This is a genomic window from Caballeronia sp. GAFFF2, assembly GCF_023631485.1.
Classification (GTDB): Bacteria; Pseudomonadota; Gammaproteobacteria; order Burkholderiales; family Burkholderiaceae; genus Caballeronia.
The window spans coordinates 162,259-177,181 of record NZ_JALQDA010000014.1; the positions used below are offsets into that span (position 1 = coordinate 162,259).

Below are 14,923 nucleotides of genomic sequence, written 5' to 3' on the forward strand. Positions count from 1 at the left end.
GTTCTTATCACGGATGGCAGTCAAGGCCGAAATTATGGACAAGCTGTGGGCGCGCATGAGCGAGCGCGGGGATTTCCCCATGCTGTCTCAGGCGCTGCGCACGACCGTGTCCGCGATGAGCGATAACGACCTCGACTTCACGTCCCTCGTGCAAGTGGTGCTGTCGGACTTCGGCCTCACGCAGAAGGTGCTGCGTCTCGCCAATTCCGCGATGTACGTGGCCTTCGGCGGCAACATCACCACCGTCACGCGCGCGCTGATGGTGCTCGGCATGGACGCCGTCGGGCATCTCGTGGTCGGGCTCAAACTCGTCGATCACTTTCATCACAGCGCGCCACGCCGTATCGACGCCAAGCTGGAACTCAACCGCACCTTGCTCTCCGGCGCGGTCGCGCGGCAGATCACCGAGCGCACTGATCTGCGTTCGGCGGAAGAAGCCGTGGTCTGCACGCTGATGCGGCAGATCGGCAAGCTGCTCGTCGCGTTCTATCTCGAACACGAGTGGGATCAGTTGCGGCGCAAGGCGGCGGCGGACAACATCAGCGACAGTCACGCGTGCGCCGCGCTGCTCGGCGTGACCTTCGACGAAATCGGCATGGAAGCGGCCGACCGCTGGCGCCTGCCCGAGACGATCCGCGCCGGCATGCAGGCGAGCGACCCTGAAGCGCCGCCCGACGAAAACGTGCCGAAGCACGTGCGCTGGCTGCAGGCCGTCACCAACTATTCGACCGAAGTCGCCGACGCGCTCACCGCGCAGCATGTCGAAGCGAGCGGCCGCGAGTCCTTGCTCGTCGATATCGCCAATCGCTATAGCGACGCGCTCAGCACCGACGCCGCGACGCTCGCCTCGATGAGCCTCGCGCTTGCCAGCGAAGAAGGCAGCGACTCGGTGATGCGCGAGATCAGCGAACTGCAGGCCAATGCGGATGCCATCGCGCGGGCGGGAATATCGGCGGAAGCGCGCATTGGCGCGAGCCTCGAAGACTTGCGCTCGTTGCCATCGAAGAATGCGCTCGCGCCCGTGCTTGCGCTTGCCTCCGAAGCCGTGCTCGCGGGGCTCGGCTTGTCGCGCGCGGTGGTATTCGTGCGCCAGGCCGACAACGAGTTCCAAGCGCGGCTGGGACTTGGCGCCGGCGTCGAAGCGATCCTGCCCGAGCTGCACTTTTCCGCCGACTTCAAGCCCGACGTGTTCCATCTGGCGATCACGAATCCGGTGGGCATCTTTATCGAGAACGCGCACGATCCGCGTATCGACGCACGCTTGCCGCGCTGGTACAAGGAGACGCTCGGCGAGGCGCAGGCGTTCGTGCTGCTGCCGGTGAAGTCGGATGCATCGACGGTCGCGCTCGTCTACGGCGACTGGACGCATCCGCAACACGTGCGCAAGATCGCGCCATCGGAAATGAGCGCGCTGAACGAACTCACGCGCGAACTCAGCCGCTTCTTTTCCAGCGCGAACTGGAAAGAAGTCGAGCTGATCTGATTCCTCCTTCCTATTCGCGCTTCAGAATAGCCACGACCTGCTCGCCATATGGGACGAGATAGCCGCCGTTGGCGCGCTGCCAGGCGAGCGCGTCGGCTTCGTTGGCGAACCAGTTGCGCTCGAAGTCGTTGAACGCGCCGGCATCGAGCCGGTATCGGTCGATGCGCGCGGCGGGTTCTGTGTCGATATCGTTCTTGCAGGCGTCCCAGCTTGAATAACCGAGTTCTTTGGCGAGCATGGCGAGCACGTGCTTGAGTTGCAGCGCGTCGCGCTTCGCGTGGAGATCGGTGAGGCGCGAGGCGCGCGTGATGTCGGCGGATTGCAGCCGTCGCAACACGGGCAGCGCGGCGCTCGAATCGCCATCCCTCGCCTGACGCAAGAGCCGCCGCGCGTGTTCGCGCAGATAGTCGCTATTCGAAGCGGGAGGGGAAATTGGACAGGATGTGGACCACATGACGTTGTTCCTTTGTTTGCGCCGTTCTCGCGTGCGGCTGAAAAGGTTCGACGTTGCGGTTCGTGACTTGGGCGCGTTGACTGCGCTTTGGACTGCAAGACGTGGCAGGTGTGGATGACTTTCGCGAGAATGGGCGCCCTGCCGGCGCCCGAGTTCGCGGATTTTAGCTTGAGGTTGCGGCTTTGAGCAAGCGCGAAGAGTACGCGTACTCAACGATTGCGCTTGCCGTGCAGATCGGGTCGAGGGGCTTCTTCACCGTCACCCGACGCCACGCGAATCAGGCAAGTTGGAACTTCCCGACCAGCGCATTCAACCCCTTCGCCTGATCGTCGAGCGATTGCGCCGCCGCGGCCGCCTCTTCCACCAGCGCCGCGTTCTGCTGCGTGCCCGCATCCATCTGCGCGACGGCGTGGCTGATCAGTTCGATGCCCGTCTTTTGTTCCGCCGATGCCGCCGAAATCTCGCCCATGATGTCGGTCACGCGCCGCACCGCGCGCACGACTTCTTCCATCGTCGCGCCCGCTTCCTGCGCGAACGACGAGCCGTCCGACACGCGCGCCACCGATGTATCGATCAGGCTCTTGATCTCCTTCGCCGCCGCCGACGAACGCTGTGCAAGACTGCGCACCTCGCCCGCCACGACCGCGAAACCGCGCCCTTCCTCGCCCGCGCGCGCCGCTTCGACCGCTGCGTTCAACGCCAGAATGTTGGTCTGAAACGCGATGCCCTCGATCACGCCGATGATGTCGCCAATACTTTTCGCGCTCGCATCGATCCGCTGCATGGTTTCGACCACGCGGCTCACTACCGCGCCGCCCTTCTCCGCAATCGCCGACGCGTTGTTGGCAAGCGTGCTCGCCTGCATCGCGTTATCGGCGTTCTGGCGCACGGTCGACGTGAGTTGCTCCATGCTCGAAGCGGTCTTCTCGAGCGCCACCGCCTGTTCCTCGGTGCGGCGCGACAAGTCGACATTGCCCGTCGAAATCTCGCTCGATGCCGACGCGATAGCCTGCGCGCTCACCGCGATCTCGCCGACCGTCGACGACAGGCCCGCCTGCATCTCCGACAAAGCCGCCAGCATGCTCGCGTCATCGCGACGCGCAAGCGCGATGCGATTGGCCAGATCGCCCGAGGCGATGCGCCGCGCGATATCCATCGCGTAAGCCGGCTCGCCGCCGAGTTGTTTCGCGAGCCGCCGCACGACCCATTCGCTCACGGCAATAGCCAGCCCGAGCAGCGCGAGCGTCAGCACGGAAACCATCACGAACGAAGAATGAAAGATGAACGCGGCGGCATCGATGGTCGCCTTTGCGGCCGCGCCGCGCCGCGCGACGAGTTCATCGACCATCTTTTCGAGCTTGCCGGTCTCGACCAGCAGCGAAATGTCCTGCGTGCCGACTTGCCAGTTCATCTGCGAAAGATCGAGCGGCTGCTCCTTCACGAGTTTCACGAAGCCGCGCACGTTGCCACTCCACGCGGCGAGCGCCGTGTCGAAACGCTTTTGCTGCGCGAGTGCGTCCTGGTCCGCGTGATCGACGTATTGCGCGAGTTGTCCCTGTTCCTTGCCGATGGCCGCGAGCGCCTCCTCGATCTGCGCGCCGAGATCGTCGCGCTCTTTGGCGGTCGTCGCGGTGAGCAGCATCTTTTGGGAGCGGCTCGCGCGCAGCAGATAGCCACGCGTTTCTTCCGCCGCGCGGCTCGCGACGACGCCCTGCGTGTAAATGGATTCGGTCGCGCCGTTCAGACGGCTGATCTGCATCAGCGATATCGCGCCGATGGCAAGCGTTCCTGCAAGCACGAGTCCGAAGGCAAGACGCAGCGTCGCCTTGACGCTCAACCCTCGCCTGGCGGAATCGGCCGCGCGTGGATGGTTGCTGGCGACGTCCGGCAGGAAGGCCGCGTCGCTCGTTGCGCGTACGCCGCGTAGCGAGAACAGTTTCATGGTGGATCCCCGAAGTGTTTGCTGGACGGCCGCGTCTATCGCGCGGCACGTCTGTATCGCTGGTCTACGGCAAACATTTGGCTTTCTTTAATCCGTTTGTGTACGGACGTTCGTCTCTCGCGTGGCCGACGAGATCACGCCGACGATGTCCGATTCGCGACGAACCTTGGCAGGACAACGACTCGCGGACAGCCTACACTTGTCAGAAATTCAGCTTGCGCATAAATGTCGCAGGCGAATACAAGAATTGGGACAACCGTTTTTTCCACGCGTTTTACGCCATCCACCATGCAAACAAGTATCGATAAAGGCGCGTTTCCGCCTTCGGGCAGCGCGTCGGTCGCCAGTACCGCGACTGCGGGCGCGTTACCGGCCACCACGCCTGCCGTTCAGCGCACCGTGTATTCGGTGCTGGGCGCGGTCAGCTTCGCGCATCTGCTGAACGACATGATCCAGTCGCTGATCCTGGCGATCTATCCCATGTTCAAGAGCGAGTTTTCGCTCTCGTTCGGGCAGATCGGCCTGATTACGCTGACTTATCAGATCACCGCATCGCTTCTGCAGCCGCTCGTCGGGCTCTACACCGACAAGCATCCGAAGCCGTGGTCGTTGCCGGTCGGCATGGGTTTCACGCTGTCTGGTCTCTTGCTGATGTCGGTGGCGGGCAACTTCGGCACTTTGCTGATCGCGGCGGCGCTGGTTGGCTGCGGATCGTCGGTGTTTCATCCGGAATCGTCACGCGTTGCGCGCATGGCGTCGGGCGGCAGGCACGGCCTTGCGCAATCGCTCTTTCAGGTGGGCGGCAATGCGGGTTCGTCGCTCGGGCCGTTGCTTGCGGCGCTGATCGTGATTCCGCACGGACAACGCAGCATTGCGTGGTTTTCGGTCGCGGCGCTCGTTGCCATGTTCGTGCTGGCGAATATCGGCCGCTGGTACAAGCGTCATCCCGCGACGAAGAAGGGTCGCGGACAGGCTGCGCATCATTCCTTGCCGCGTCAAAAAGTCATGATGGCGATGAGTGTGCTCGTCCTGCTCGTGTTCTCGAAGTACTTTTACCTGGCGAGCATCACGAGTTACTTCACGTTTTATCTGATCAGCAAGTTCGGCGTGTCGGTGCAGAGCGCGCAGATTCACCTGTTCGTGTTTCTGGCGGCGGTGGCGGCGGGGACGATCATCGGCGGGCCGGTTGGCGACAAGGTCGGACGCAAGGCGGTGATCTGGGTATCGATTCTCGGTGTCGCGCCGTTCACGCTGCTCATGCCTTACGTGAATCTGTTCTGGACGGGCGTGTTGTCGGTGATCATCGGGCTCGTGCTTGCATCCGCGTTTTCGGCCATCCTGGTCTATGCACAAGAGTTGATTCCCGGCAAGGTCGGGATGGTGGCGGGCCTCTTCTTCGGCTTTGCGTTCGGCATGGGCGGCGTAGGCGCGGCAGTGCTCGGCCATCTCGCGGATGTGACGAGCATCGACTTCGTTTATAAGCTCTGCGCGTTCTTGCCGTTGATCGGCGTGCTGACGGTGATGTTGCCTAAGATGAGCGAGGAGCGGGTGAAGGCTTGAGGTTCAACAGGCCATAAATCCCTTTAACGGGCGCGTCGATGCTTCGAGAGATCACGCGCCCGGTGTGCTTTAAGTGGCGATGCAGCTTAGTTCGTTCCGGTGAAGGTGCAAGCGCCCTTGCGTATTCAAAGCCCGCTGCTCGCGCTCACGATTCCAACGCCGCCTTCACCAACCCCAACGCACTCGGGTCCTCGATAGTCGGCAATTCCCCCGGATCGCGCCCTTCGGCCAGCGCCGCGATCGCTCGGCGCAAGAGCTTGCCCGAACGCGTCTTCGGCAGCATCGACACGAAAAGCACGCGCGCCGGACGCGCAATCGCGCCCAGTTGCGCATCCACCGCGTGACACAGCTCCGCCTCCAGCCCGGCGCGCGCACCGGGCGCATCTAGACGGCTCGCATCGCGCAGCACGACGAACGCAGCGGCGGCCTGGCCCTTCACGGCATCCGTCACGCCGACGACCGCGACTTCCGCCACCGCCGGATGCGCGGACAACGCCTCCTCGATCTCGCGCGTGCCCAGCCGATGCCCCGCCACGTTGATCACGTCATCGGTGCGGCCGAGAATCGACACGTAGCCGTCCTCGTCCTGCACGCCCCAGTCGAAGGTCGAATAGACCAACTGGTTCGGCACGCTAGTCCAATAGGTGTCGATGAAACGCTGATCGTCGCCCCACACGGTCTGCATGCAGCCCGGCGGCAACGGATAACCCAACGCGACCACGCCCTTCTCGCCCGGCGCGCAAATCTCGCCGGTCGCCTCGTTGCGCAAGGTGAGGTTGAAGCCCATCGACGGCACGCCCGGCGAGCCGAGCTTCGAGGGCAACGCCTCGATGCCGCGTGGAATCGCGATCATCGGCCAGCCGGTTTCCGTCTGCCAGTAATTGTCGATGACGGGCTTTCTCAGCGCGCTCTGAATCCATTGCGCGGTCGGTTCGTCGAGCGGCTCGCCCGCCAGAAACAGCGTGCGCAGGCTGGACAGATCGGCGTCTTGCATCAGCGCCGGGTCCTGCTTCTTGAGCACGCGGATCGCGGTGGGCGCGGTGAACATCAGGTTGATGCGATGCTGCTCCACGAGCCGCCACCAGATGCCGCCGTCCGGACGAACCGGGGTGCCTTCGTACATGACCGTGGTCAGGCCCGCGATCAGCGGCGCATAGATGATGTAGCTGTGCCCCACGACCCAGCCGATGTCGGACGCGGTGAACATGGTGTCGCCCGGCGCGCCCTGAAAGATATGCTCCATCGATGCCGCGAGCGCGACCGCATAACCGCCGACATCGCGCTGCACGCCCTTCGGCCTGCCGGTCGTGCCGGACGTGTACAGCACGTACGAAGGCTCGTTCGATTCGAGCCATTCGCACGGCACGTGAGCATCGAAAAATTTTTCGCGCAAGGGTTCGTAGGAGACGAGATAGCTCGCCTGCAGCCGCTCGGGCGCCAGTTGCCGGTCGATCAAAAGCACTTGCGGCACCTTGAATTCGGCGCGCGAAAGCGCCTCGTCGACGAGCGGCGTGTAGTCGATCACCTTGCCCGCGCGCGCGCCGGCATCGGCGGTGACGATGAGCGCGGGCTCCGCATCGTCGATGCGCGCCGCCAGATTAGGCGCCGCAAAGCCGCCGAACACCACCGAATGCACCGCGCCGAGACGCGCGCACGCGAGCATCGCGAAGAGCGCTTCGGGGATCATCGGCATATAGATGAGCACGCGGTCGCCCTTCTTCACGTGCAGCGAGCGCATGACGGCAGCCATGCGGTTCACTTCCGCGTGCAGTTCGGCGTAGGTATAACGGCGCTCGATGCCCGTTTCCGTCGATACATACACGAGCGCGTTTTGCTGCGCGCGCGAGGCGAGATGGCGATCGACCGCGTTATGACAGAGATTGGTCTTGCCGCCGACGAACCAGCGCGCGAACGGCGGGTTGCTCGCATCGAGCACCTGCGTGAAAGGCGTATGCCAATGGATGCGGCGCGCCTCATCGGCCCAGAACGCCTCGGGTTCCTCGATCGACCGGCGATACGCTTCTCGGTAAGTCGGCATGCGCGTCCTCTTTGAGCGAAGTGCGTGGCTGTGCTTGTCTCTGTGCGTCCGCCAACGCCGCATGCGCCCACGTCGGGCGGCCGCGTTGACATCTCTTCATCACGAAGACAGAGCATAGAGCAGCCCGCAAACCCTTGCTAGACAGGGCGCGCCCTGATCGGTGTCATCGATTCAGGCGCGCTTCGCCTCTCCGAACGCTTCGGACGTTTCAGACCGCGCGACTCTTCGACACCGGCGCTGCCGCTTCGCCCGAATGCTTGAGCAACACGGGCGCGAGTTCGCCGGCCACGCGCATGCTCGATACCACGACCGTGCGCACGCCGCTGCCCTCGGTCGAATGACGCAGCGCTTCACGCGTGGTCGCGCGCGCCTCGATACGCGGCTCGATCACGACGATGCCCCGGCAATACGCCGCGAGTTGCACGCGCTGATTGCGCAGCCACGCGGTGCGCAGGCGAATGTCGTCGGCGGTTTCATCGGCGTCGTGCTCGGCGACGATCACGAAGGGCGTGTTGAGCGCAAGCAGGCGGCGCATCTGCGCGCACCATGCAAACGCGTAGCCCGGCTTGACGGCGCGTCGGCGCAGGCGCACGAGCGGAAAGCGGCTGGCGTCGAACATGCGGGCATCGAGACCGAGATCGGGAAGCGGGACGGACGATGAAAGCGACTCGCGCGTTGAATGGAGATTGGCGGCATTCACAGAGGTTTCGGACTCCAGTAATTCAGCGCGGCAACCGGGCTCGGCCAGCGCGACTGTCGCGGCACGGCCCGCTTTTTCGGTTTCGTGGCGCGCGGCAACCGGCGCGCGGCTTCTTTCGGTGCTTCCGATGCCTGGCTCCACGCGTGACGCGTGGTTTCGAGCACTTTTGCGGCGTTGGCCGCGACCGCGCATTCGTTGCGCGCCTCGTGAATTTCGCCTGCCTCGGATACGCCGCCCCGCTCGCGCGTCAAGCCGATGGCAGTGGGAATGGAATCGTTGGTCATGTATGTTCGGGCCTCGTTGGTCGGACGACGCCGGCGTTTTCGCGCCGGCTTCGGCTCCGATGCAAAGCTACGGATAAGCGCTGACGGCAGCGCTGTGTCTCGGATCAGGCCGGGATGGCGGTCGTCGAAGCAGCGGTTCGCGCTTCTATGCGGCACGCCGATATCCGCGCTTGTGATGCATTGTATTGAGAATCATTCTCAATTACAAGCGGCAAATGGTCTGGCGGCAGAAGGGAAAACCCGAGCGTTGGAGCTAATGCACAGACCGAAGAAACCGCACCAGAATCCCCGACGAATACGCACCCGCGATCGCCACGAGAAACTCCGCGAACGATTCAGGCGCGGCGGCATCGGCGGTATCCGAGATGGTGCGCACGACGGCGCACGGCACCGCGTGTTCGAAACAAACCTGCGCGAGCGCCGCGCCTTCCATTTCGACCGCGAGCGCATCGGGCAAGGCGTCGCGCAACGCCAGCACGCCTTCGTTGCTCGCGACGAAGCGATCGCCACTCACGATCAACCCGCGATGCACACGCGGCGCATGCACCGCGAAGCGCTCGGCAAGCGCGCTGCCCTCATCGGCGATGAAACTCGCGGCGGCCAGCGCGAGCGCATCGGAAAAGCTGGGATCGGCGGCGAAATGAGAGCGGGCCAGAAGCGGCACTTCATAGCGCGGAAAAAGCGGCGAGGCATCGAGATCGTGCTGCAGGAGCGTGTCGCCGATGACGATGTCGCCCACCCGGACATTTGCATGCACGCCGCCCGCGACGCCCGTGAAAACGATCGCATCGACCTTGAACACGTGAATGAGCGCGCTCGCCGTCGCCGCCGCCGCGACCTTGCCGATGCGCGCGAGCGTCGCCACCACGCGCACGCCATGCGCGTGGCCGACGTGATACTCGCGCTGACCGAGCGTCACCGTCTCGACTGCGCCCGCCGCATGCATCTGCGCGACGAGATCGCCCAGTTCCTGCGGCAGCGCCGCCATGATGCCGAGCATCGTCATTCGACCGCTTGCAGTTTCGCCACCGCGAGCGCGAGCCATTTCTCGCCGTGCCGCTTGAAGCGAACCTGCGCGCGCGCATCGCCGCCGGAGCCTTCGAGCCCGATCACCGTGCCCTCGCCGAACTTCGTGTGGAACACCGCTTGTCCAACCTTGAAGCCGCTTTCCGCCGCGCGCTGCTCGTTGGCGAACGACGGCAACGCCGGTGCGGACGCGGCGGAACCGCCGTAAGCCGAACTGCCGCGCTCCTGGCCTGGGCGCGCGAACCAGTCGCGGCCCCAGCCGGCGTTATCCGCGCGCCCGCCCCAACGCGCGCCCGGCTCGATCTTCGGCGTGAGCCACTTGAGCGAGCCTTCGGGCAGTTCGTCGAAAAAGCGCGAGCGAATGTTGTAGCGCGTCTGTCCATGCAGCATCCGGCTCTGCGCGAACGACAGATAAAGCCGCTCTTTCGCCCGCGTGATCGCCACATAAGCGAGCCGCCGCTCTTCTTCGAGGCCGTCGGTTTCCTGCGCGCTGTTCTCGTGCGGAAAGAGCCCTTCTTCCAGTCCGGTGATGAACACCGCCGTGAATTCCAGCCCTTTCGCCGCGTGCACGGTCATGAGTTGCACGGCATCCTGGCCGGCCTGCGCCTGGTTGTCGCCCGCTTCGAGCGATGCATGCGAGAGAAACCCCGCGAGCGGCGTCATGGTATCGGGGTTCTGCGCGGGATCGGCAATGCCGGGCGCGTCCAGCACTTCGATCTCGCCGTCCTCGCTCACGATTTCCGGCGCCGCCGTCGCGCCGGGGCGCAGCGGCACGGAACGCGCGGGAGTATCGAGCCCGTAGCCTTCCTCGCTCACGAACGCCGCCGCCGCGTTGACCACTTCCTGCAAGTTCTCCAGACGGTCCTGGCCTTCGCGCTCGGTCTCGTAGAACGCGGCGAGACCGCTCGCGCGCACGACGTATTCGACCGTTTCCGGCAGACTCATCTGCTGCGTTTCGGCGCGCATCTTCGCGACGAGCGTGGCGAAAGCGCCGAGGCTCGAACCTGCCTTTCCCGTGACGTAGGGCACGGCGGCGGCCATCGAACAGTTGTAGAGACGCGCGGCATCGGCGAGTTGCTCGATGGAGCGCGCACCGATGCCGCGCGTCGGGAAATTGACCACGCGCGCAAACGCCGTGTCGTCGTTCGGGTTGTCGATCAGACGCAGATACGCGAGCGCATGCTTCACTTCCTGACGCTCGAAGAAGCGCAAGCCGCCATACACGCGATACGCAATGCCCGCGTTCACGAGCGTGTGCTCGATGGTCCGCGACTGCGCATTGCTCCGGTACAGCACCGCGATCTCCCCGCGCGCGAGCCCCGTATTGATGAGCGCCTTGATCTCCTCGACGATCCAGCCCGCTTCCTGCGAATCCGTCGCGGCTTCGTAGACGCGCACCGGTTCGCCGTGCCCCGCATCCGTGCGCAGGTTCTTGCCGAGCCGCCGCGAGTTGTTGGCGATCAGGAAGTTCGCGGTATCGAGAATATGGCCGTGCGAGCGATAGTTCTGCTCCAGCTTGATGAGATTGCGCACGCGGAACTCGCGCTCGAAGTCGTGCATGTTGCCGACGTTCGCGCCGCGAAACGCGTAGATGGACTGGTCGTCGTCACCGACCGCGAAGATGGCGTTGCTCTCGCCCGCGAGCTGCTTGAGCCACGCGTACTGCAGCTTGTTGGTGTCCTGAAACTCGTCGACGAGGATATTGCGAAAGCGTGCCTGATAATGCGCGCGCAGCGGCGCATTGAACGCGAGCAGTTCGTGGCAGCGCAACAGCAGTTCGGGGAAATCCACGACGCCTTCGCGCTGGCATTGCTGATCGTAGGCTTCGTACAGTTCGACGAACTTGCGGTTGAAGGCGTCCGTGGCGTCCACGTCTTTGGGACGCAAGCCCTGCTCTTTCGCGTTGTTGATGAAGTACTGAAGGTTCTTCGCCGGATATTTTTCGTCGTCGACATTGAGCCCTTTCATCAGCCGCTTGATGGCGGAGAGCTGATCGGCGGTGTCGAGAATTTGGAAAGTCTGCGGCAGCCCCGCGTCGCGATAATGCGCGCGCAGCATGCGGTTGCACAGGCCGTGGAAGGTGCCGATCCACATGCCGCGCGTGTCGATGGGCAAGAGCGCCGAGAGCCGCGACATCATTTCGCGCGCGGCCTTGTTCGTGAAGGTCACGGCGAGAATGGTCGGCGGCGACGCGTAGCCCTGCTGGATCAGCCACGCAATTCGCGTGATGAGCACGCGCGTCTTGCCGCTGCCCGCGCCGGCGAGAATCAGCGCGGGCTCGTTGGGCAGCGTCACGGCGGCGAGTTGTTCGGGGTTGAGGTTCGCGAGCAGGTCGGGCATGGGAGCAGGTGGACGGCGAAAAGCGGGCCAAAGTCTCTGGCGGCGGGCCGACCATTATAAGACCGCGCCGATGGCGTCGCCGGCGCCTGGCATCCGCGCCTGGCCGCAAGCCACCCCGAATTCGTCCGATTGACTCGCTCGAACCTTATAATCAGGGATTACCCCGCACTTTTCACGCATTTTTCGGCAGATTTCACGATGAGCGACAACACGCTTGCGAAGAGCTTCGAGCCTCAGAACATCGAGTCCCAATGGGGCCCGGAATGGGAAAAACGCGGCTACTCCGCCCCGACCTTCCAGGAAGGCGCGAAGAATTTCTCCATTCAACTGCCGCCGCCGAATGTCACCGGCACGCTGCACATGGGCCACGCGTTCAACCAGACCATCATGGACGGCCTGACGCGCTATCACCGCATGCTCGGCGAAAACACGCTGTGGGTGCCGGGCACGGACCACGCGGGCATTGCCACGCAGATCGTCGTCGAACGCCAGCTCGACGCCAAAAAAATCTCCCGCCATGACCTCGGCCGCGAGGAATTCCTGAAGCGCGTCTGGGCGTGGAAGCAGGAATCCGGCTCGACCATCACGAATCAGGTACGGCGTCTGGGCGCTTCCATCGACTGGTCGCGCGAATACTTCACGATGGACGACAAGATGTCCGCCGCCGTGCGCGACGTCTTCGTGACCTTGTACAAGCAAGGGCTCATCTATCGCGGCAAGCGGCTCGTGAACTGGGACCCGGTGCTGGGCACGGCCGTGTCCGACCTCGAAGTCATCAGCGAGGAAGAAAACGGCAGCCTTTGGCATATCAAGTACCCGCTGCCCGACGGCTCGGGCCATCTGACGGTCGCGACCACGCGGCCCGAAACCATGCTCGGCGACGTTGCGGTGATGGTGCATCCGGAAGACGAGCGGTATCGGCATCTGATCGGCAAGACGGTCGTGCTGCCGCTTGGCGACCGCGAGATTCCGGTGATCGCGGACGACTACGTGGACCGCGAGTTCGGCACGGGCGTCGTGAAGGTCACGCCCGCGCACGACTTCAACGACTACGCGGTCGGCCAGCGCCACAAGCTGCCGCAGATCGAAATCCTCACGCTCGACGCGAAGATCAACGACAACGCGCCCGCGAAATATCGCGGCATGGATCGCTTCGACGCGCGCAAGGAAGTGGTGAAAGATCTCGAAGCGCTCGGCCTGCTCGAGTCCGTGAAGCCGCACAAGCTCATGGTGCCGCGCGGCGACCGCACCAACGTGGTCATCGAGCCGATGCTGACCGACCAGTGGTTCGTCGCAATGACCAAGGCCGCGCCGGAAGGCACGTTCAATCCGGGCAAGTCGATCACGGAAACGTCGCTGGACGTGGTTCGCGGCGGGCAGATCAAGTTCGTGCCCGAGAACTGGACCACGACTTATTACCAATGGCTCGAAAACATCCAGGACTGGTGCATCTCGCGCCAGTTGTGGTGGGGCCATCAAATTCCCGCGTGGTATGGCGAAAACGGCGAGATCTTCGTCGCGAAGACGGAAGACGAAGCGCGCGCCGAAGCCGACGCCAAGGGCTACGAAGGTGCGCTGCGCCGCGACGAAGACGTGCTCGATACGTGGTTCTCGTCCGCGCTCGTGCCCTTCTCGTCGCTCGGCTGGCCGGACGAAACCAGGGAACTGAACGCGTTCCTGCCCTCCACCGTGCTCGTGACGGGCTTCGACATCATTTTCTTCTGGGTTGCCCGGATGGTGATGATGACCACGCACTTCACCGGCAAGGTGCCGTTCCACACGGTCTACGTGCACGGCCTCGTGCGCGACGCGGAAGGCCAGAAGATGTCGAAGAGCAAGGGCAATACGCTCGATCCCATCGATATCGTGGATGGCATCGAGCTCGAACCGCTCGTCGCCAAGCGCACCGCCGGCCTCATGAATCCGAAGGCCGCCGCGCAGATCGAAAAGAAAACGCGCAAGGAATTTCCGGAAGGCATTCCGGCCTTCGGCACCGACGCGCTGCGCTTCACGATGGCTTCCATGGCCACGCTGGGTCGCAATGTGAATTTTGATCTGGCACGCTGTGAGGGTTATCGCAATTTCTGCAACAAGCTCTGGAACGCCACGCGTTTCGTGTTGATGAATTGCGAAGGCCACGATTGCGGCTTTGCGAACCCCGGCGACTGCAAGCCGGGCGATTGCGGCCCCGGCGGCTACACGGATTATTCGCAGGCGGACCGCTGGATCGTGTCGCTCCTGCAGCGCGTCGAAGCGGAAGTCGAAAAGGGTTTCGCGGACTATCGCTTCGACAACGTTGCGAGCGCAATTTACAAGTTCGTCTGGGACGAATACTGCGACTGGTATCTCGAACTCGCGAAGGTGCAGATCCAGGCCGGTACGCCCGAGCAGCAGCGCGCCACGCGCCGCACGCTGTTGCGCGTGCTGGAAACGGTGCTGCGGCTCGCGCATCCGATCATCCCGTTCATCACGGAAGCGCTGTGGCAGAAGGTGGCGCCTCTGACCGACGTTTTGCCCGAAGGCACGAAGGAAGGCGAGTTGTCGATCATGACGCAAGCCTATCCGCGCGCCGAGACGAAGAAGATCGACGAAACGGCGGAACAGTGGGCGTCCGAACTCAAGGCTGTCATCGACGCATGCCGTAATCTGCGCGGCGAAATGAACCTGTCGCCCGCGGTGAAGGTGCCGCTGCTCGCACATGGCGACGCCGCGCGTCTCCATACGTTTGCGCCGTACGTCGCCGCACTGTCGCGTCTTGCCGAAGTGAAGATCATCGACGACGAAGCCGCGCTCGACGCCGAAGCGGAAGGTGCGCCGGTGGCGATCGTCGGCGCGAACAAACTCGTGCTGAAGGTGGAGATCGATGTCGCCGCCGAACGCGAGCGTCTCACGAAGGAAGTAGACCGCCTGACTGTCGAAGCAGGCAAATGTAACTCGAAGCTCGGAAATGAAAGCTTTGTTTCAAAAGCGCCGCCCGCCGTCGTTGAACAGGAGCGAAAAAGGCTGGCAGAATACGAAACCACTATCGAGAAGCTTCGGGCGCAAATTTTGCGGCTGCCTGTCTGATTGGGCTGTTGTGAAGTAGCATCGCCGCGT

The 14,923-nt window shown here is 63.7% G+C and carries 10 protein-coding genes; 3 read left to right on the forward strand and 7 right to left on the reverse strand.

What is annotated here, in order from left to right; genetic code table 11:
- Nucleotides 1-13: 13 nt before the first annotated feature.
- Nucleotides 14-1,483 carry an HDOD domain-containing protein gene (locus tag NCT04_RS09760; protein WP_250465208.1) on the forward strand — a complete coding sequence of 490 codons (1,470 nt, stop codon included), beginning with the start codon at nucleotides 14-16 and terminating at the stop codon, nucleotides 1,481-1,483.
- A 10-nt stretch (nucleotides 1,484-1,493) separates the two neighbouring features.
- Here the strand turns inward: NCT04_RS09760 and NCT04_RS09765 are convergent, their stop codons facing one another.
- On the reverse strand, nucleotides 1,494-1,937 hold the full coding sequence (locus tag NCT04_RS09765) for a hypothetical protein (protein ID WP_250465209.1): 444 nt from the start codon (nucleotides 1,935-1,937) through the stop codon (nucleotides 1,494-1,496).
- Between the two features lie 277 nt (nucleotides 1,938-2,214).
- Complete coding sequence (locus NCT04_RS09770; RefSeq protein WP_250465210.1) at nucleotides 2,215-3,879, reverse strand: methyl-accepting chemotaxis protein; 1,665 nt, start codon at nucleotides 3,877-3,879, stop codon at nucleotides 2,215-2,217.
- Nucleotides 3,880-4,167: 288 nt separating this feature from the next.
- Here NCT04_RS09770 and NCT04_RS09775 point away from each other — a divergent pair, with 288 nt between their 5' ends.
- Nucleotides 4,168-5,439 (forward strand): MFS transporter, encoded by a 1,272-nt coding sequence (locus tag NCT04_RS09775; protein WP_250465211.1) that lies wholly within the window; start codon nucleotides 4,168-4,170, stop codon nucleotides 5,437-5,439.
- Nucleotides 5,440-5,584: 145 nt separating this feature from the next.
- Here NCT04_RS09775 and NCT04_RS09780 read toward each other — a convergent pair whose 3' ends face one another.
- The 5 genes from NCT04_RS09780 to NCT04_RS09800 form a co-directional block, all read right to left on the reverse strand.
- On the reverse strand, nucleotides 5,585-7,540 hold the full coding sequence (locus tag NCT04_RS09780; RefSeq protein ID WP_284507734.1) for a propionate--CoA ligase: 1,956 nt from the start codon (nucleotides 7,538-7,540) through the stop codon (nucleotides 5,585-5,587).
- Between the two features lie 145 nt (nucleotides 7,541-7,685).
- Entirely contained in the window at nucleotides 7,686-8,177 is a 492-nt protein-coding gene (locus tag NCT04_RS09785; RefSeq protein WP_250465212.1) for a hypothetical protein, read from the reverse strand.
- Nucleotides 8,174-8,461, reverse strand: a complete 288-nt coding sequence (locus NCT04_RS09790) for a hypothetical protein (protein WP_250465213.1) — start codon at nucleotides 8,459-8,461, stop codon at nucleotides 8,174-8,176. The genes NCT04_RS09785 and NCT04_RS09790 overlap by 4 nt, the downstream gene beginning before the upstream one ends.
- 253 nt (nucleotides 8,462-8,714) lie before the next feature.
- Nucleotides 8,715-9,467, reverse strand: coding sequence for a 5'-methylthioadenosine/adenosylhomocysteine nucleosidase (locus NCT04_RS09795; RefSeq protein ID WP_250465214.1), 753 nt, complete (start codon nucleotides 9,465-9,467; stop codon nucleotides 8,715-8,717).
- Nucleotides 9,464-11,827 (reverse strand): UvrD-helicase domain-containing protein, encoded by a 2,364-nt coding sequence (locus NCT04_RS09800; RefSeq protein WP_250465215.1) that lies wholly within the window; start codon nucleotides 11,825-11,827, stop codon nucleotides 9,464-9,466. The genes NCT04_RS09795 and NCT04_RS09800 overlap by 4 nt, the downstream gene beginning before the upstream one ends.
- Nucleotides 11,828-12,025: 198 nt before the next feature.
- Between NCT04_RS09800 and NCT04_RS09805 the strand changes: the two genes are divergently transcribed.
- Nucleotides 12,026-14,893 (forward strand): valine--tRNA ligase, encoded by a 2,868-nt coding sequence (locus tag NCT04_RS09805; RefSeq protein WP_250465216.1) that lies wholly within the window; start codon nucleotides 12,026-12,028, stop codon nucleotides 14,891-14,893.
- The last annotated feature ends 30 nt before the right edge of the window (nucleotides 14,894-14,923 follow it).